Annotated in this window: 11 protein-coding genes; 3 read left to right on the forward strand and 8 right to left on the reverse strand. The window is 53.9% G+C overall.

Translation table 11 applies throughout. The features are described from left to right. The first annotated feature begins 24 nt into the window (after positions 1–24). Both GJJ30_RS24770 and GJJ30_RS24775 read left to right on the forward strand, forming a co-directional pair. Positions 25–1,707, forward strand: a complete 1,683-nt coding sequence (locus GJJ30_RS24770) for a SusD/RagB family nutrient-binding outer membrane lipoprotein (RefSeq protein ID WP_154177866.1) — start codon at positions 25–27, stop codon at positions 1,705–1,707. Between the two features lie 282 nt (positions 1,708–1,989). Beyond that, a complete protein-coding gene (locus GJJ30_RS24775) occupies positions 1,990–4,827 on the forward strand; it encodes a putative Ig domain-containing protein (RefSeq protein WP_154177867.1) in 2,838 nt (945 codons plus the stop codon). A gap of 105 nt (positions 4,828–4,932) precedes the next feature. Here the strand turns inward: GJJ30_RS24775 and GJJ30_RS24780 are convergent, their stop codons facing one another. The 7 genes from GJJ30_RS24780 to GJJ30_RS24810 form a co-directional block, all read right to left on the reverse strand. After that, a complete protein-coding gene (locus tag GJJ30_RS24780) occupies positions 4,933–5,883 on the reverse strand; it encodes an NmrA/HSCARG family protein (protein ID WP_154177868.1) in 951 nt (316 codons plus the stop codon). 203 nt (positions 5,884–6,086) lie between these two features. Further along, a complete protein-coding gene (locus GJJ30_RS24785; RefSeq protein ID WP_154177869.1) occupies positions 6,087–8,474 on the reverse strand; it encodes an alpha-amylase family protein in 2,388 nt (795 codons plus the stop codon). An 11-nt stretch (positions 8,475–8,485) separates the two neighbouring features. After that, positions 8,486–10,483: a glycoside hydrolase family 97 protein gene (locus tag GJJ30_RS24790; protein ID WP_154177870.1), complete on the reverse strand. Its 1,998-nt coding sequence runs from the start codon at positions 10,481–10,483 to the stop codon at positions 8,486–8,488. A 125-nt stretch (positions 10,484–10,608) separates the two neighbouring features. Next, complete coding sequence (locus GJJ30_RS24795) at positions 10,609–12,108, reverse strand: RagB/SusD family nutrient uptake outer membrane protein (RefSeq protein ID WP_154177871.1); 1,500 nt, start codon at positions 12,106–12,108, stop codon at positions 10,609–10,611. Between the two features lie 24 nt (positions 12,109–12,132). Beyond that, positions 12,133–15,663: a TonB-dependent receptor gene (locus tag GJJ30_RS24800; RefSeq protein WP_154177872.1), complete on the reverse strand. Its 3,531-nt coding sequence runs from the start codon at positions 15,661–15,663 to the stop codon at positions 12,133–12,135. Between the two features lie 179 nt (positions 15,664–15,842). Next, a complete protein-coding gene (locus GJJ30_RS24805) occupies positions 15,843–16,964 on the reverse strand; it encodes a FecR family protein (protein WP_154177873.1) in 1,122 nt (373 codons plus the stop codon). Between the two features lie 206 nt (positions 16,965–17,170). Beyond that, entirely contained in the window at positions 17,171–17,767 is a 597-nt protein-coding gene (locus GJJ30_RS24810) for an RNA polymerase sigma factor (RefSeq protein WP_154177874.1), read from the reverse strand. 104 nt (positions 17,768–17,871) lie between these two features. Here GJJ30_RS24810 and GJJ30_RS24815 point away from each other — a divergent pair, with 104 nt between their 5' ends. Next, positions 17,872–18,072, forward strand: a complete 201-nt coding sequence (locus GJJ30_RS24815) for a hypothetical protein (protein ID WP_154177875.1) — start codon at positions 17,872–17,874, stop codon at positions 18,070–18,072. Between the two features lie 55 nt (positions 18,073–18,127). Here the strand turns inward: GJJ30_RS24815 and GJJ30_RS24820 are convergent, their stop codons facing one another. Beyond that, a complete protein-coding gene (locus GJJ30_RS24820; protein ID WP_154177876.1) occupies positions 18,128–19,513 on the reverse strand; it encodes a serine hydrolase in 1,386 nt (461 codons plus the stop codon). Between the last annotated feature and the right edge of the window lie 71 nt (positions 19,514–19,584).

Consider the following 19,584-nt stretch of genomic DNA (forward strand, 5'->3'; position numbering starts at 1 on the left):
TGAACGACTTTAAAGCTATTCATCATGAAAAATAGATTCACATGGAGTTTCGCGCTCATGCTGGCTTCCGGGCTTTTCGTGACCACCTCCTGCAAGGAAGATTTCGGCAACATCAACACGGATCCGAGTATTGTTACCGTTCCTGATCCCAAGTACCTGTTCACGTATTCGCTGGACAACCTGGAGTCCTACAAAGGGAACGAATGGGTGTGGGAAAGTCTGGAACAAACGCTGCGGTTTTCGCAGCACCTGACCACCGATCCCTACGAGCTTTCGACCAACATCAATTCCCGGTATTCGGCGTATTTCTCGAATGTACTCCCCAATCTGGTCGAAATCCGGAAGCAGATCGATGCCAAACCGGACAAGGATCGCTACCAGAAAATGCGGGCGGCTACCTACGTGGTGGCGGCTTACCAGGGCTTGCACGTAACCGACATGAACGGTTCGATGCCGTATACGAAAGCCATTCAGGGGAGGGTCGAAGAGAATTTTCGCCCGGAATACGATAGCCAGAAAACGCTGTACGATACCTGGTTAACGGAGTTGAGCGCGTCGATCACGACCCTGACCGGCAATCTGGCGGAGCAGGAAAGCTACGGCAACGCGGATATTTTTTACCACGGCGACTGGACGAAGTGGGCCAAACTGGCCAATACCCTGAAACTCCGGATCGCGCTGCGGTATGAAGGACAGGATAAGACCAAAACGCAGCAGATTTTCAAGGAGGTAATGGAGAATTCGGTGGGGCCGATCGTGGAAGATGCCGATCAGTTTGCGTACCTTGACCCGGATTACGATCCCATCGGCGGAAGTATTGACTACCGCAGCACCCGGTTTGCCACCAACTCCATCATCACCTTTCTGAAAGGAACCAACGATCCGCGGCTGAAGATTTATTTTACGCCGAACGATCTGACCGCCAGCGCACTGGATACCGTCAAAAAGTATAATTTGACCTTGCCGTCGTTCATTAAAACCGGCGATCCACTGATTCGGTATCAGGGAGGCCCGGCCGACTGGACTACGAATCAGGCGGTGGCACAGTACTACAAAAACCCGTTCAATGCCGGAACCAACAAATACATTCTGATGTCGGCGATTAACCGGGTGTTTTTTGCGCCCCGGCGAAATGGTGGTACGGGAACCTTCCACGATTACCTGGTGACGAGTGCGGAAACCTGTTTTTACATCGCCGAGATGATCACGAAAGGCTACGGAACCGGGGTCAACACGAAGGGAACGGCGGAGTTCTGGTACAACAAGGGCATTACCTCTTCGCTGAAAACGATGAACGCCATTGCCGTGGCGGCTCTGTCGACGCAGGGATTGACCAGCGCGGCCGATCAGGAAATTGCCGCCTACATCGCCCAGCCAAAAGTGAAACTGGACGGCACGAATAACCTGGAACGGATTTATATTCAGCAGTATCTGAATTTCATGCGACTTCCGACGGAGGCTTTCACGTTTGTTCGGCGGACCGGTTATCCGAAGAACAATTCGACCTATTACCCCCGCGATCCGTTCAACGAACTGATTCCACGCCGGTTCTGGCTGGACGAGCCGCCCCTGGGGACCAATAACGACAACTGGAAGAAAGCGCAATCGGAGCAGGGTTTCACGCCCAACGACCACACGCCCCAGGCCCTGAGTACGCAGCGGCTCTGGTTTGATAAGAATAGCCCGGCGTTTGGCCAGGGGAATTAAGAAAAGCAAACTTTTTTGCCAATCGCAGGTCAACCTCTATCCGGGGTTGACCTCTTTTTTTGATCTACTGGTTGATAATGAATTGGGTACCTGTGATAAATGGGGAATGGTGGGCATCGCCAGAATGAAGATCCGGTCGGGAATAGAGCGCGGTTAGTTTGATTTTTGGCTACGTGATACAAAACCACTCATTATTGGTACAAAAACGACAGTCTTTTTAGGACGTACATCCTACGTTTGCGCGTTCGCTACTATTTCTATTCATCTGTATCCATTTCATCTATGAAAAACTTACTACGGTTTTGGCAGAAGCCTTTGTGGCTACTGGCATTTTTGTTACTGGTAAATGCCAGTCTGTACGCCCAGGTTACCAAAATATCCGACAAAGTCATTGGCGGAAATTTGTCTGAGGATGGTAAGCTCATCCTGGCGACGAGCGACGGCGGATATATCCTCGGCGGCAATTCGGAATCCAACACCAGCGGAGACAAATCCGAGGACAGTCGGGGATCAAATGACTATTGGGTTGTGAAATACAACGCCAGTGGCGTTAAGCAATGGGATAAACGATTTGGTGGCCCGGACTATGACAACCTAACCGCCCTCATTGCCACCCCCGATGGGGGCTATCTGCTGGGGGGCGCTTCGAGTTCGACCAAAGGGGGGGATAAAAGTGAGAATAATCATACGACCGGTGAGACGCCCGATCAGGATTACTGGGTGGTTAAAATAAGCTCGGATGGGACTAAACAATGGGATAAAACCCTCGGCAGTACGCAAGAAGACTACCTGACCAGCCTGATTGCGTTGCCTGAAAATCAGGGGTATTTACTCGTGGGAAATTCCTACTCCAACGCCGGTGGCGATAAATCCGATAACTCGAAAGGGGATTCGGATTACTGGGTGGTCAAGATCGGGCCGGACGGCCGGAAAAGCTGGGATAAAACCATCGGCGGAGGCAGTAGCGATTATCCGGCCGCCATTCTACCCACTACGGATGGGAATTACCTGTTGGCCGGGTATTCCGCTTCCAATGCCGGAGGGGATAAATCCGACAACTCGAAAGGTCAATACGATTTCTGGATCGTGAAAATCAAACCGGATGGTACGAAACTCTGGGATAGAACCATCGGGAGTCCGGATTCGGATTATTTAAGTTCGGCTGCGGTGACTGCCGATTGCTTTCTGCTCAGCGGTAGTTCGTATGGCGGCAGCGGCCACGACAAATCGGAAGCGGGCCTGGGGCGTTCGGACTTCTGGGTTGTCAAAATCAACTCGGACGGCCAGAAAATCTGGGATAGAACGCTGGGAGCGAACAAGGACGAAGTTGGTACTGATGCGGTTGCATTGGCCGACGGCGGTTATCTGATCGGCGGGTTCACCGATTCCAATACCAGCGCCTTCAAGTCCGAAAACAACCGGGGTGACATTGATTACTGGGTCATTAAACTCGCTGCAGACGGCAATTACGTCTGGGATAAAAACATAGGAAGTAGTCGGAATGATATCCTGAATGGATTAGCGCAAACCGCTTCGGGCGATTTACTCCTGCTGGGCGATTCGTATGCGGAAGCCAGTGGTGACAAAACGCAGAATCCGATAGGCCCGGACGGGGATTCGGATTTCTGGCTCGTCGTTCTGAAAGAAACCGAATGCATCACGCCGACTCTTTCCTCAAAGGCAAATCCGGCCCAATCCGTGCTGCAAAACACGCCGGGTGTTACCCTGATCATCGAGGGCTGTGTGTCCGGGCAAATCAAATGGACCGGACCCGCTGGCACCAGCGGAACCGGCCCGACGATTCCGGTCAATACTGCCGCGATCGGTTCCATGAATTATTCGGCCACTTGCACCCGGGGCAGTTGCTCCGCTACCCTATCGTCCACGGTGGAGGTGGCGGCTCCATCGGCTAAAGGTGCATTTGACGGGTATGTTTACGGGGCTGACTGTGGCACGTTCCGGGGCTGGGCCTGGGATGGCACCAAACCCAATACCCCGGTGACCGTTGAAATTCTGGATGGTCCTCACGTGTTGGCGACCCTATCGGCCAATGCGTTCCGGCCTGATCTGCAAACCGCAGGGAAGGGAAATGGCCAGCACGCCTTTAGTTTCGCTATTCCCGATGAGATACGCGATTCTGAGCCCCACATTCTATCGGCCCGGATTCGGAACAGCAGCTTCATTCTGAAAGGATCTCCAAAAGCCCTGGTCTGTTCGTTTGAGCAGGATCCGGAAAACAAACCGCCGGTTGCGCCCACGCCCACGGTTTTAATCGCCCCTGTTGCCGCCCAGGTCGGTGTACCCTTCTCGGGCACTTTGGTTGCTTTTACCGATCCGGAGGGTGGCGAACTCGCGCATTGGATCGATCCACTGCCCGACGGCCTGCAATTTTACCCGGATACCCGGGTCCTCAGCGGCACACCCGTCGCGGCAGGAACCTTCCTGGTGACGTATTCAGCATACGATAACATTGGGAATAGCAACAGCGTCAGTTTCCAGATAACGGTCAGTCCGGCTTCGACCACCAACGTCACCGGTAGCTTCGAAGGGTACCTGGATAAGCTGGATTGCGGGGGCATCCGCGGCTGGGTCTGGGATCGCAACAAACCCAACACCCCGCTGACGGTGGAGTTTTACCTGGATGGATCGGGTACGGTTTTGGGCAGCGCCATCGCGAATATCTACCGCCCCGATCTGAAAGATGCCAACAAGGGCAACGGCGCGCATGCCTACAATTTTACTCCGCCGGGCAGTGTCACCAATGGAACCCTGATCAAAGCGAGAGTTTTGGGAAGTACGTTCGAACTGAAAGGGGGAGCCAAAGCCTACCAGTGTGCTCCCGCCCGCTTGTCGGCCGAAACCGGTTCGGGGCTTCAGGCGACGGTTTTGGGCAACCCGGTTTCGGATCGGATCGAAGTCGAAATCCGGGGGGCGGAAGGGTTGCCGTTGCGGCTGCAACTGACCGATGTGAATGGCCGATTGATCAATCAACGTCAGATCGAAATGGCAAAACCGCTGGAGCAGGCAACGTTCTCAATCAGTCAGCAAGCGGCAGGATTGCTGTTGCTCCGGGTGATGAGCAATCAACAGTCTGTGCTTTTGAAAATCGTGAAGCAGTAAAAAATCAGTAGCAATCTTTTGTCCGGAACGACACAGGTACGGAGCAATCGGCGCCTTTGCCGTTCCGGACGGAAGTTGAGTCACGCAGGCTATTCCACCCGGCTTTTAATCCAGCGGAATATGCCCGGCGTTTTGCGTCAGCCAGGTATCAAACGACTGTAATTCGGGGTTCAGCTCCCGGCAGTATGTTACGTCCCGGACGCTGTTACACAAATCGTCGAAATCCCGGTAGAACTGGAACATGTTGCCCATGTCATCGGCCCCCGGAAAGCCAAAGCCCCGGTAAACTTCCGGTGTAACGTAGTTATAGATTACCTCCTGCCCAATCGCTTCGGAGAGTTTTGACGCCATTTCCTGACCCGTCAACTGATCACCGGCCACGCCGATCGTCTTTCCAACGAATTCCGTTCCACCCCGGAAGATGGCGTAAGCGGTTTTTCCGATATCTTCCGAACCCACACCCGCCATCTTCTTGTCTGCCATTGGCAAGGTCAGGTAGAGCCTGCCATCGGGCCCTTTTTTAGGGCCGGCCCCGAAATAAATAAAGTTTTCCCAATAAAAAGAAGCTCTCAGGAAGGTGGTGGGCACGCCCAAATCGGTAAAGAATTGGTCGGCTTCGCCTTTGGCATCAAAATGCGGCACTTTGTATTTGCCCTGCAGAGTTGGCATCCGATCATCGTCTAGCGGAATCCATTGGCGCGTATCTTCCAGTGTCGACCAGATCACGTGCTTCAGCCCGGCTTGCTTAGCCGCCTGGGCCATACTGCGGGCTTCGTTGTACTCCCGCTCGGGCGAAAAATGCGCCCAGAAAAATGTCACAAAGAAAGCCCCATAAGCGCCCTCCAAAGCCTGCCCCAGGCTTTGCGCATCATCAATATCAGCCGCTACCACTTCCGCTCCCAGTTCGGCCAACTCTCTAGCCTTGTCTGAGCTGACGTCCCGCGTAACGGCCCGAACGGCAAATTCACTGTTTTTATCCTTGAGAATGGCTCTGGCAAGTCCGCCCCCCTGGGCACCGGTAGCGCCGAAAACGGCAATAATTTTTTTCTCTGACATGGGCATGTAGTTTTTGTTGGTTTAGAAACAGCGCGCCCCGCTCAGGACGGGACAAAGCCCTCAAGTTATGACAATAGTAGATACATTGTCAACTCTCTAGCCGGTTTTGCCCCACTCGTCGTCGATTTTGGCTACAGTTGCAACAACTGTCACCAATGCCGTGCGAATAGCGGATTGGGTAACCGCCGAAAACCAGTTGAGATCTATTCAAGAACTAACTCTTTTTTCAGCAACGAGTTTGGATAATTCGTAAGCCAGAGGGCCGGTTGAAGCTCGGTTAACGTGTCATCAGTTGAATACAAGGTTACCGTTAACGGCTTGGTTAACAGGCGGTTTTTAACAGGGAAATAAAAAGTTACGTTGCCATCGATCGTATCGACATGTTCCCAGTTATTGTACGGAAACGACGGACTCCGATCGGTAGGAGCGAGCCATTCATTCCCAGCACGAACGGCGGCAAATAAGCTTTCAGTTTTGTAGTTTCCCGGAACAGCCAGGGCCAGATAACTGCCCGAATCGGCCTCGGCGATTGAAAACGAATGCGCCCAGGCCAGCTTTGCTTCTTTCTCCTTTTCGAACAGATTACTGGCTTTCCACGAGCTTGCGGGCAGTTTCCGGTTTTGGTAAAACCCTTCCATTTCCCGAACCGACAACGGGGCATTGGCCATTTTTATATACCGAAACGGGCCACCCTTCGGAACCGCTACGTGCAAATCAGTTCTGGTTCGCTTCGTCGTTGCCGACTGCCACCGAACCAGATCATTGGAAAAAGCCACGGAACCGGGCTGGTAATCAGCGGGAACCTGACGGAGAACGAGCTGGTCGATGCGCGTCGGCAGTTGCAAATCGATTCGCAGAGCGCCGGGCGGAATGACGCCTTTCGTATAGGTACTGGCGTAGGCGTTAAAGGCCGTACCGGTATCACCATCAAAGGCGTACCGATCCCATGAGCCGGTTTGAACAAACGTCGGATCGTTGAAAAAAGCGTCGCGGGCGGCCTGAACTTCCGGGTACCGGGTTTTCCCGGCGCGCACCAGACTGCGCACTTCCAGCGCATTGTTGTCGTTGGCAAAACACATCGTTTCATACACCAGCCGGTAGTTTGATGGTCGCGAAATGGGCAAAAGTGTGCCGATTTTTCGGTGCGTGGCCTCCTGCTGCTGCTTTCCGGGAAACGATACCTTTATTTCGGAAACAGCAGCGTCAACCGGTTTTCCGTCTAACCTGGCCTTCGTGAATGGCCGGTTTCCGGTTTTAATCCGGACCGTATGCGTCGTCCCTGGTTTCCCGAGAAGCTGCACCACCAACGGTTTTTTCGGCTGGTCCTGGATGATTTTGTAATCGATTCCCGTGATCGAAAAATCAGAGTCCTCGGCGGTGACCATAAACAACGCCGAGCGAAACGGCTGGACCTCGACGGGGACCGGTTTTCCATACTCAAAAACACCAATAACCTGTTCGGTCGGGTGAATCTGTTTGACGGTGAAACGCGGGGCCGATCCCAAACCGATGGAACTGTCACACTGGAGAGTACGCACTTCGCTGGTCCAGCCCAGATTCCGCAAGGTGATAAACCGGGTGGTGGCGTTTCCGCGCGAAACCGCCTTGTAACCGTAGTTCGTTTCGGGCAGCGCAATGGCCTCCGTCAGAACAGATCGGTATTGCCGGTGGAGGTTGTAAATGCGCGCCAGGGTCGGAAATTCGTCGTCGCGCAGCAGCCACGGATTGCCGTAAATCTCGGGTGCCAGGATCAGGCTGCGGTTAAACGCTTGTAGAATCAGGTCGTCTTCCCAGAAATCCAGCGCCGACGAAAGGCAAATGCCGTGGTCTTCGGTCAGGCGCAGCAGATTGGGCGGATAGCCCCGTTTCATGTTTCCCTGCCGGTGGTGAATGGCCGTTGCATCGTTGAAATTATTGACGTCGATGTAGGTTTCCTTGCCTTCCCACAGAAAGGTCGTGGTGTATTTTTTAGCCTCCTCGCTCAGCGAAATGCGGTGATTCAGTACGATCAGATCGGGCGAAAACTGCCGGGCGCGTTGCATCGCCTGCATGAAATACGGTTCTTTTTCGGGTCGCAAATCACTGCAACAGGCGTCCATTTTGAAAATTTTGAGCCGGTAATCCCGGCAAAGATTGGCCAGCAAATCCACGCGCTGCTGCGCTTCTTCCGGCGTATTGCCGTACCCGTCCGGACCAATCCACAAGCCCAGGCGCGTGCCGATGCTGTCGGCGCGTTGGGCAATGGTGTTGAACCCGTTGGGGTACGCTTTTCGGAACCAGGGCGAGTTGAGGGTGCCGTGAGCCATTTCTTTCGGCGTCGAGGAGCAGTTTGGCCCGTTGTCGAACACCCCGGCATCCAGCAGAAAGACGTCGAGTTGCATGCCGTACTGCCGTTTCATCCAGCCGAAGAAGTCGAGATTTTTCAGCGTTTTCTGCTCGTTGGAGCCGTTCCAGTTCCGGTTGATCCAATCGAAATACATCGCCATCGAGGGCGTTTTTTCATCGGCTCCGGGATAAACGGTTTTGGCGGTCTGGGCGTAAGCGGTGGTCAGCGTAAAAAAAGCAAACAGAAAGGAAATCAGACGGATCATGTTGAATGGGCTTATTTCTTTCGCAATCGGACGACGTAACCGCCCCCCGGTGCCAGGTGCATGGGCAGGGTAGTGGTTCGGGTCACAGTTTGGGTATGTAGTTTATAATCAGCCGCGTAGCGGTCGGCATTGACGCCGTCTTCGCAGATGGCAGCTTCGTAAGTTCCCTCACTCAGAAAATCAAGCGGAAGCGTTAGGTCGCGGGCCGTCGAGTCGGTCATGGCACCCACAAACCAGTCGTTGTTTTTCTGGCGGGCGGTCACGAGGTAGTCGCCCACGCGGGCGTCGAGGATGCGGGTGGTGTCCCAGGTCGTTGGAATGCTGCCCATCAGCTCCATAAAAGCCGGTTCGGTCAGGCCCTGCGACGGATTCCCGGAAAAAAACTGAATCGGACTCTCGTAGACGACAAACATTGCGAGTTGCTGGCAGCGCGTGGTCATCGACATCACATTCTCGCCGATGGGCCGGAAGGTTTTGGGTGTGGCGTTGTTGAGCAAACCCGGTTCGTAATCCAGCGGGCCACTCAGCATCCGAATAAAGGGCAGCAACAGGTTGTGGTCGGGCGACGGTTTGTCGCTCCAGATGTTGAATTCCGAACCCAACACCGCTTCGCGGGCCACGGCGTGCGGGTAGGTGCGGTTAAAACCGGCCGGTTTGTAAGCGCCGTGAAACATAAGCATGAGCTTGTGCCGGGCACAGGCTTCGGCGATTTTCTGGAACAGGCGAACGGTTTTCTGATCGTCGCGGTCGAAGAAATCCGTCATGATAAAATCCACACCCCAGCGGTTGAACTGCTCCAGTGCGGGTTCGAGCTGGCGCTCAAGCGTCATGCCGAGCGTCCACATGCTGACGCCGATGCCCTGCTTTCGGGCGTGGGCCATGATGGCGTTCATGTCGATTTCCGGCCGGATCTTGAACAGATCCTGTGTGTCGCTCCAGCCCGCGTCCATCATAATTCGCTCGAAACCAAACCGTTTCGCAAAGTCGATGTAGAACTTGTACGTCTCGGTATTAATGCCGCTCCTGAACGGTACGTTAAACAGATTCGAGGAAATAATCCACTCGTCGGTGGCTTTTCCCGGCTTCACCCATGACACATCGGCCACGCGCGAAGGCGACGCCAGCCGGTACACCAGGTCGTTGCCGGGTAAATCCTTGTCATTCGGAGCGACGATCAGCACGCGCCAGGGAAACCGGCGCGTTCCGGCGGTTTTGGCGATAAAATCGGCCCGGCGGGTGACGTACTTTTGGGAATATTCGCCCCCCGCGACGGCTTCTTCGAGCGGATACGGTGCCCATTCACCCTGGACGGCTTTGGACCCGGTTCCGGTCAGAAACATTCCCGGATACTCTTCCAGATCGGATTCGGTAATTGCAATCTTGGGCGCGGTCGTCGGTGCCAGCAAAACCGGCGTAAAGAACAGGTTCCGGCTGCTCAGGCTGTCCAGAGGTTTAAAGCTGTACACTTCCTCGAAACTGGTGTGGTACCGATCCTGATCCGGCCGTTTGACCACTTCCGGAAAATACAGCCGGTGGTTTTCGGGAAATTGAAACCGGGCGGTTTCGTTTTTGACGGTAATGCTGTCCCGAAAGGCCGTGCCGATCCGGTAGGCCACGCCGTCGTTATACGCCCGGAAAATCAGGCTGAACGAATTGCGGAGATCAACCGTAAGTTCCTGATACACATCCGGGATAACCTTCCGTTTTTCCGGAACGGGCGAAACAATTTGCCCCCGGTTCTGCCGGGTTGTAAACCGGGGTTTCGCGTAGCGGGCGGACAGTTTTTTGCCATCCTGCAAAACCAGGTCGATTTCAGACGGCGCGACGATCAGCCGGTTTTGGTAAAAAACCTGGTACGTAATGGTCGGCCCGACGCTGACTGAAACCGCTACGTTCTGGTCGGGGGAACGAAGCTCCCGGGTGAGAGCGGTTTGCGCTATGCCCGGCAGGAAACTCAGCAAACCGAAAAAGCCAGCCAGAAACCGCAGAAAACTAGTAGATGACTTCATTCAAGCATTGGATAAAAAGCCCCTAAATCCCCTAAAGGGGACTTGAAACAAATTGTACTGAAGTCCCCTTTAGGGGATTTAGGGGCTAATCTCTAACGTTCAAAGGCAATTTTAAGCCTAATTGATCAATAGCCGGGATTCTGCGCCGACACCCCGCCCGTACCCAGTGCCGTGTTCCGGTCGATTTCGGATTGGGGAATCGGCAACAAAGCGTGTTTATTCCCCTGGAAGTACGGGATCGGTTCTCCGCCTAGCAGCGCCAGTTTGCCAGCTGCCCGCCAGCGCAGCAGGTCGCGGTTCCGAACCTGCTCCCCGGCGAGTTCGACCCGCTTTTCGTGCATGACGGCTTTCAGAATTTCGTCCTTCGTGTTGCAGGGGTATTTGGCGTTGGGATACGTCGGCAAACCGGCGGTTTTGAGTTCGGGGCGGTTTCGGATGTCGTTCAGTCGGGCGATGGCGGCCTGGGCGGTTCCGGCTTCGTTTTCGCACTCGGCCAGCATCAGCAGCACTTCGGCGTACCGAATCCGGCGGTTGATGGCGCTGGTGACGTTACCGGGCGTCGGATTCTTGTAACTCAAGGTGTATTTTTTCCAGGATTCCTGCGTCATCACACCTCCGGCCCACTTGTCACCGACTTCGTAAATCGTCGTTTTTTTGCGCGGATCGCCGGTTTCAAATTCGTTTTTCAGCCCCGGCGACGGCAGCACAATCCCGTTGCCAGTGTTCATGTCGTACTGCCGGGTTCCGTTGGTCGATTCGCGGTACTGGCCCTGGGCGTAGTCGTCGCCTTCGTCTTCAGCGGCTGAGGGCGAGGGCGCAAACACGTACTCGAAAACCGACTCCTTGTTGAATTCGGTTTCCTCCTGAAAGTTCTCCGTGCTGGTCGGCGAGAGCGCGTACAAACCCGAATTCCGGACTTTTTCGAGGGCGGTTTTGGCGTTGGCGTAATCGTTTAGTTGCATATACACCCGGCCCAGCAGCGTGTTGGCGGCCCCGCTGGTGGCGCGTCCGTTGTCGGCGGCTTCGTAGGTCGGGGGCAGGGCGGCTGCCGCGTCTTTCAGATCCTGAATGGCGGCTTCATAAACGGCTTTCTGCGTCGAACGGGGCACAAAACCGCCGAAATCCGTGACCGGTTTCGTAATCAACGGAACACCACCCCACAGGCTGGCCAGTTCAAAATACGCCAATCCCCGCAGGAACCTGGCTTCGGCCACCACCCGGTTTCGAAGCTGGCCCGACGGATCATCCGGGTCGCTGGTCACGGTGTTGTTAATGACCACGTTGCAGCGGTGAATCACAATGTAAAAGCCTTTCCAGACCCGTTCGGTGTAGGAATTGTTGACGCCCAGTGTCCCGCGCAGAATTTCGCCCCGGTCGTCAGCCAGCGTCGTGCCCACAAAATCATCCGAGCGCAAATCGTGCAGCCAGATGTAGGCGTTGCCGACCAGGTAGCTGCCGTTGAGTGTCGTGTAAGCCGCATTGACGCCCTTGAGCAGTTCGGCACTGGTTTTGAAATACGTTTCGGCCGTGACGGCGTTCGGATTAACTGTGTCCAGGCTATTTTCGCAACTGCTCAGCCCGGTCAAAAAGCCAATCAGTCCGATGAGTAGCATATGTTTTTTCATGGCAATGTTGTCTTTTTCAACGCGTTAAAAACCAATTTGCAAACCCAGGGAGAACGAGCGCGCGGCCGGATATTGTCCGTAGTCGATGCCGTTGGTCAGGTTGCCCGCGCCCCGGTTACTGCCAATTTTCATCCCGATTTCCGGGTCGTAGCCCAACGTGTAGCCGGTGAAGGTCAGCAGGTTCTGGGAGGCTACATAAATCCGAAATCTGGCAATTGCGCCGTTCGTTTTGGCGGCCAGCACGTCCGCCGGTAATTCGTAACCGATGTTGATGTTTTTCAGGCGCAGGTACGATGCATCCTGCAGCCAGCGGGCCGACACCCGCGAGTTGTCGTTCGGGTCGCTCCATTTGATGCGCGGGTTGGTGGTGCTTGGGTTCTCCTTGGTCCAGGCGTTTTCGTAGGCCGACAAACTGCCGCCCAACGGCCAGCGGAACGCTCCGGCGTACACGCCAATGCCGCTGTAAATGTCACCGCCCTGCACACCCTGAAACAGGATCGACAAATCGAAATGCTTGTAGGAAGCCGTCAGGTTTGCTCCGTACGTAAAATTGGGCAGGAACGAACCGATCACCTTGCGGTCTTTGTCGTCCACAAAACCGTCGCCGTTCAGGTCGCGAAACCGGACGTCGCCGGGTGCCGTGGCCTGATTCTGGTAGTAGGCCGTCGCATTGCCGGTTTTGGTGCGGGCGGCTGCATTGTCGGCATCGACCTCGGCCTGCGTCTGGTAAATCCGGTCGAAATCCCAGCCGTAGAACGACTGGATCGGGTCGCCCGCAACGGTTCGGGTGACGGGAACGCCCCAACTGGAAAAGTAATTGCCATCCCCGCCGAAAATGGCCCCGCTCGGCGAATCCAGCCGCAGGACTTTGTTTCGAACCCGACTAATATTTCCGCTGATGCCCCAGCTGAAATCGCGTTTGCGGGGTGCGCGGTAACCGAGTTGCAGCTCCCAGCCTTTGTTCTGCATTTTGCCGATGTTCACGTCCCTAAACTGCACGTAGCCGAACGAGGGCGGGGTGGGGGCTTTCAGAATCAGGTTGTCGGTCACCCGGTCGAAATACTCGGCGGTCAGCGAAACTGTGTTGTTGAACAGACTGGCATCCAGCCCGACGTTAAACTGGTTGGTTTTTTCCCATTCCAGGTTTTGGTTAGCGAGTTTGTTGTAAAAAGCCGTGTTAACAACCGGGTTGTTGTTGAACGGATACGACGAATTGTAGATCAGCGATTGCCAGGGATAATTGCTCAATGCCGACGGATTCAGGCCCGTAACGCCGTAGCTGGCCCGTAGTTTCAGGTCCGAGAAAACCGCTAACTTCTGGAAAAACGGCTCATCGCCCACGTTCCAGCCGATGGAAGCCGCCGGGAAGTTGGCGTATTTGTTGCCCGGTGCCCAGACGGACGAACCGTCGCGCCGGATACTGGCGTTCAGAATGTACCTGCCTTTGTACGCGTACCCGACCCGGGCGACGTACGACAGCAACCGGTTTTCCTCGATGGTGTTCAGCGCGCTGACATTCGTAGCTCCGTTGAGTGTTTTGATGGCCGGATTCGACTGCTTGCCGGTCATCAGTTCCGTGCGAATGTTGGTATTTTGGCCTTCAAAAACGACGACCGCGTTCAGGTGATGGGCGTTGGCGAATGTTTTGTCGAAGGTGAGTTGCTCCGAAAACAGGAGGGACGAATACGCGTTCCGGTTGTTGGTGATGCTGGAAAGTCCATCGTTCGTTTTGAGAATATTCTGGCCGTCGTTGACCGTATAACTCTGATCGATCCCGTCTTCCAGCCCGTTGGCGTAATCCACCCCGAACGTACTCCGGAATTTCAGCGACTCCAGGAGTTTCACATCCAGAAAAGCGCTGCCCAGAATTTTGACGGTTTTTCGCTTGAAAACGATGTTTTCGATGTCGGCAATCAGGTTCGGAAACGGGTGTCCGTCAATGGCATCGCCCCCGGCTTTGATCCAGATGCCGGTGTTGGGGTCTTTGACGGGCAGGTGGGGCAGCGCGAATTGCAGCAGCGAAAGGGGCGTGCCCTGATCGCCGGTCTGGCCGTCGGCGTTGTTGTAAAGCTGATTCGTGTAGGCCACCAGCAGATTTTGCCCGAACGTAAACCGGGAGCCCAGGTCGTGCGTCGAATTGACCCGGAAGTTATACCGCTCAAAACCAACACCTTTCACAATGCCGTCCTGCTTCATGTAACCCGCCGAACTGTAAAACGTCGAGGTTTTGCTCCCACCCGAAACCGACACGTTGTTGTTTGTCAGAAAACCGGTTTTGAAGTACAAATCCTGCCAGTCGGTGTTGGTCTGGCCGTAGGTTTGCGTGGCGCCCGGATACGGCAATTTGTTCATTTCGGTGGGCGTGTACCGGCTTGGCCGGGCGGACGCGTTTTCGGCATTATCGCCCGAATACATGCTGTCCATGAAGCGGTTACGCTGCGCAGTGTTCATCGGATCGAGCAGCCGCCAGGCCGATTCCACGCCCGCGTACGAATCGAGGTTGACCCGGAGTTTGCTGTCTTTCTGGCCTTTTTTAGTTGTCAGCAGAATCACGCCGTTGGTGGCGCGTGACCCGTAAATGGCGGCCGCACTGGCGTCTTTCAACACTTCCACCGACTCGACATCCTTGTTATCAAAGCTCGCCAGATTGGTGGTCGGAAAACCGTCGACCACGTACAGCGGATCGGTCGAAAAACTCACCGAACTAACCCCCCGGATGCGGATGTTGGGGGCCGTTCCCGGCGAACTGACGTTGGTGACGGTTAGGCCCGGCACGCGGCCCTGCAACGCCTGCCCGACTTCGGCCACCGGCAGTTCGTTCAATTCTTTGGTGTTGACTTTGGATATGGCGCTCGTCAGTTCCCGCTTCGTCTGGGTTCCGTACCCGACCACCACCACTTCGTTCAACGAGCGCAAACCGGGCGTCAACTGAACCGTCACCGTGGTTTGATTCCCTACCAGAACTTCCTTGGTTTCGTAGCCCAGAAACGAGAAAACCAGCGTGGCTGATGCGTTCGGAACCGAAATTCGGAACTGGCCGCTGGCGTCCGTCACCGTGCCCTGCGTGGTGTTTTTCACCAGCACGCTAACGCCCGGCAAACCGTCGCCTTTTTCGTCGGATACTTTTCCAGTCACGGTATTTTCCGTCGGTTTGATTTCCCGGGGGGCGGTATTGTCCGGCAAAAAAACGGTTTCGATGCGATCCAGGATAATCTGGCGGCCCGACAGTTCGTATTTGATCCGCAGGGGCCGGAACAGTTTGTCCAGCGTTTCCTGCATGGTGCTGTTCGTGACGTTCAGCGAAACCGGCTGGTTGACGTCGATCACCCGCGAACTGTAGACGAATCTAACGGTCGTCTTCTTTTCCAGCAGTTGCAGGACGTCCTTAAACTTCCGGTCAACAATTTTCAGGCTTACGACCTGATCCAGCACGTTCTGAGCCCGGATGATGTGGGCCGAAGCGAGGTTGATGCACAGCCCCAGCAGGAGGAGTTGGTACAGGGTTAGTTTGAGCATTTTGATACACCAATGCTGAAATTGTAGTTTCTTCTTCATACTTTTGATTGTTAAAATCTCGACATTTTGACAATACAAATCCGACTCATCCGGCACGATGAGGAGGGATTGACCAGGGCGTTGAAACGGCACTTTCAACGCCCTTTTTTTATGCGGCACGCTAGTTCATACTGAAAATCTAGTTAAGGGTTTAGGAATGGTAACGATTTATAAATGAGTCAATTACAGCCTTTTCCGGTTACGACGACTTCACCGTTCACAATTTCGTACTGCGCCCGAATGGCCCGGCAGGTCAGTTTCAGTTTTTCATACAGCGGTTCATCCGTGAGGGAAGCCGTCACCGGGCAATTTCCGAGCAGCGCGTGATCGTAATCAATCCGAATCGTATAGGTCTTTTCCAATTGGCTAAAAATCTCGCTGACCGGCGTTTCATCGTACTCAAAGGCCATTTCCTGAATTGTTCCGGACTTCTTCGGAGAAACCATCGGCACGGTATGGCTCACCACGTTAGCCTCCATCTGATCGGCTTCTTTCGAGAAAACCACCTCCTGACCAGGGTTTAAAACTAAGCCTTCCAGCCGCCGGTTTTTGGCCTGTTGAGCCGCTTCCGGGCTTTTCGTTTCGTACACAGACACCTTACCGGTTTTAACGGTAATCTGTATACGTTTATCGTCGGGGAAAGCCTTCACGTTGAAGCTGGTACCCAGGACTTTCGTGACGATTTCGTTGGCAAATACAAAGAACGGCCGGTTTGGATCTTTGGCAATTTCGAAAAACGCTTCGCCCGAGAGGTAAATTTCCCGGACGCTCCTGCTGAAATACGTTGGATAGGACAATTTGCTTCCTTTTTTCAGTAGAACAGAGCTGCCATCCGGCAGCACAATCAGGCGGGTTGGCTTGGTCTGGTTTTCCACTTCGACCAGGTCGTATTTTTCGGTAGCCTGCTTCACCAGTTGGGCGTATTCGGCTTTGTTTGCGCGTTGCTGCGTCACCAAATACCAGCCTCCCAAACCGACTAAACCGGCCAGAACGGCGGCTGCCCAATACCATCGTGAGAACAGCGTGCGAACGACCGTTTTAGGCGATTCATTGGCATCAATGCGGTCGAAAACCGACTGCTTTAAGGCCGCGATTTCAGTTTCAGACACGGCGGGTTCGGGGAGTTGATTAGCCGTCAAAACCAGTTGCCGGGCGGTTTCCACATCGCTCCGCTTGAAGGGATACACATCCAGCCAGTTTTGCCAGAACGTTTCGGCTTCCAGGTCGGTCGAAAGAACCCAGTGGATGAAATAATCGTCCGTCGCAAATTCCTCCGGTGTATAAGTCAAATAGTCGCTCATTGATACTTCGTCAGGAAATAATTATCCTATTTTAAGTACAGAGAGCCGGTTTTTACTTTACTACCAAAGCGGAAAGCACTTTTTACGAAAATAAATGTGGGCTTTTCGCTTAGCCCCTAAATTCCCTAAAAGATGCTTGGACTGTTAAATGTTCTCGCGTCCAAGTCCCCTTTAGGGGATTTAGGGGCTAAGCGAACGTCTTGAAATTAGAACAGCAGGTACAAAAAGAGGAAGTGAATGAGGTGTTTACGCAGTTTCAAGAGGGCATTTTGCAGCGTGTTGGCAACGGTTTGCTCCTTCAGATTAAGCAGCGAAGCGATCTGGCGGATTTTCAGTCCGGTGTAATATTTCAATGAAACGACCTCATACTCCCGGTTGGATAAGGTTTGAAGTCCGTTGGAAATCCGGGCCTGTTGCTGGTCGCCCGTTTCCAACTCCACCCACCGGGTTTCGGCCGAGGGTTCAGCTTGTCTCGTCATGTCGGATTCTGCCCAATCGGTGGACAGTTGACGGCGGTCTTTCAACTGTTTGAGTAGCGTTCTGCGCAGGCAGCTGTAGAGATAAAACCGCACTTCGACGGTGGGGGAAAGCGTTTCGCGGTAGGCCCAGAGATCGACAAACACATCCTGAACGGCGTCTTTCGTCAAAGCCATATCCTGGGAAATCCGGTAGCCATACGTCAGCAATTCCCGCACATATGCATCGAACAGTTTCCCCAGGGCGTTGCGATCACTGGCGCGCAAAGCTGTCCAGAGGAGTAAATCGTCCTCCGTTCGATTTTCGCTGTGCGTCCGTTTTTGCATGGGTCTAGTAAATTCGTGCAATCTTAACGCATTTTATTTATAAATGCTAGTTCGGTTTTGAGGACCTAAAAAGGGCGCATCCCCGTCGGGTAGATTAACAAAGGGTGAACTACTTTTACCACCGAACCTGGCCCGGGATCATCAAGGGATTTCAGAAGGAACTCAACCGATACACCAGCTTAACCCGATCCGGAAAAAACGGTACCATCGGGCAACTGCAGTTGATCAATAAATTCAACTGTTTAGTGAAGCAGAATAAGCCAAAGGCCCAGCCCGAATGGGATGGATTGCCAGCGGTGGATTGATCTGGCAGCCTGGCAAACCAGGACCCGATGGCAACCGGCGGAATCGAGCCGGTTTTTACCTTACCAATTCGGCCAGATACCCTTTGGCATTTTCATTTGTCGGGTCTTTTTCAATGGCTTTCTGGTAATAAACAATCGCCAGTTGTTTCAATCCCATCTTGGCGTAACAGTCGGCAATCAATTGATACGCATAGGAATAATCACCCGGCTGAACGGGTAAACTCGCCCCCAGTTGAAATAGCCGGATCGCTTCCTCGTACCGTTGCCGACGCATCAGGTATTTGCCCGTATTCACCAGATCACCGACCTCAAAACCAAGATCATACCGATCCCGCTGCTGCTCCCTAACCTGCCGGTAAAAGGCAATGCCCTGATTGAAATCCGCCAATACCTTTTCCCGCAGATCCAGGTAGAGCGAGCGTTTGGGAACCGTGTAGGGCTTCCCCTGAAGGATCGCGATAATACTGTTGGTCAGCGCGTTGACCTTAAACTGCTGGCTGTTGGTCATCAGAATCACCACAATATCGTTCTCAAGATCATGGGTCATCAGGGCTTCGTAATTGTAGCTTGAGCCATGATGCTGGTGCCAGGTCAGCTTGTCGTTTTTAAAAACCGCATGGCCCAGGCTGCTTTCATTACCGCCAAAATCCACCGCCAGCACCTGCATGGCTGCTTTGTTAACCAACTGATAACCATCTAGTTTGACCAGCCAGCTGTACAAATCATCGATCGACAGGCGGGGCCAGCCCGTCATCTGCTGCTCGTAGGTGCTTTCTTTAAAATTACTGTCAAACGCTCGCGTCATTTCCGGGGCCGTAACGGGCAGATCCATGAACGTGTGATTCATCTGGAGCGGTTTCAGCAGATTTTCAGTAATAAACGCAGCATAAGTCTGGCCCGAAATGCGCTCAATGATTCGGCGCTGGAGGTACACGTTGGAATAGCTGTAGGCGTAGGCGTTACCGGGCCGGAAGGCCAGGGTTTTCAGCGTTTTCAGTTCATCGAGAATCTGCTGATCGCTCATTGCCCCGGTGATGGGCAACCCGCTGGTGTAGTTGATCAGGTGTTTGAGCTGGATGCTGTCGGCCCAGCTCGGCAGCTCTTTCAGGAACTGGCTAAGCCGGTCGGTCAGCGACAGTTTTCCCTGCTGCTGCAACAGGAGGAGGGCTGCACCATTGAACTCCTTGGAAATGGAGCCAATGTCGAAAAGATGATCGAGTGTCAGTTTACGGTTTCGACTGCCATCGGCGTAGCCCAGACTGTTGCGGTATTGAATCACTCCCCGGTGCACAACGAGCACATTGCCATTGAAAACCCCCAGTTGATGGGCGGCCTGCATGAGCGAATCGATCCGGTTTTTGATCGGATTTTGAGCGACCGAAGGAAAGGAGACCAGGCCCAACAGAGCGAGACTAATTAGCTTTATTTGGAACGTGCGCATACGATTAGTCGTAAAAATCAATCAATAATACGCTGGATAGTCGTGTCCTGATTTGGTAAACTTGCCAACGA

Source organism: Larkinella terrae (genome assembly GCF_009668025.1).
GTDB lineage: Bacteria > Bacteroidota > Bacteroidia > Cytophagales > Spirosomataceae > Larkinella > Larkinella terrae.

Coding starts and splice junctions, on each gene's coding strand:
- GJJ30_RS24790 (WP_154177870.1), bottom strand. CDS start 10,483: ATGAAGTCATCTACTAGTTTTCTGCGGTTTCTGGCTGGCTTTTTCGGT.
- GJJ30_RS24770 (WP_154177866.1), top strand. CDS start 25: ATGAAAAATAGATTCACATGGAGTTTCGCGCTCATGCTGGCTTCCGGG.
- GJJ30_RS24800 (WP_154177872.1), bottom strand. CDS start 15,663: ATGAAGAAGAAACTACAATTTCAGCATTGGTGTATCAAAATGCTCAAA.
- GJJ30_RS24785 (WP_154177869.1), bottom strand. CDS start 8,474: ATGATCCGTCTGATTTCCTTTCTGTTTGCTTTTTTTACGCTGACCACC.
- GJJ30_RS24795 (WP_154177871.1), bottom strand. CDS start 12,108: ATGAAAAAACATATGCTACTCATCGGACTGATTGGCTTTTTGACCGGG.
- GJJ30_RS24810 (WP_154177874.1), bottom strand. CDS start 17,767: ATGCAAAAACGGACGCACAGCGAAAATCGAACGGAGGACGATTTACTC.
- GJJ30_RS24780 (WP_154177868.1), bottom strand. CDS start 5,883: ATGTCAGAGAAAAAAATTATTGCCGTTTTCGGCGCTACCGGTGCCCAG.
- GJJ30_RS24775 (WP_154177867.1), top strand. CDS start 1,990: ATGAAAAACTTACTACGGTTTTGGCAGAAGCCTTTGTGGCTACTGGCA.
- GJJ30_RS24805 (WP_154177873.1), bottom strand. CDS start 16,964: ATGAGCGACTATTTGACTTATACACCGGAGGAATTTGCGACGGACGAT.
- GJJ30_RS24820 (WP_154177876.1), bottom strand. CDS start 19,513: ATGCGCACGTTCCAAATAAAGCTAATTAGTCTCGCTCTGTTGGGCCTG.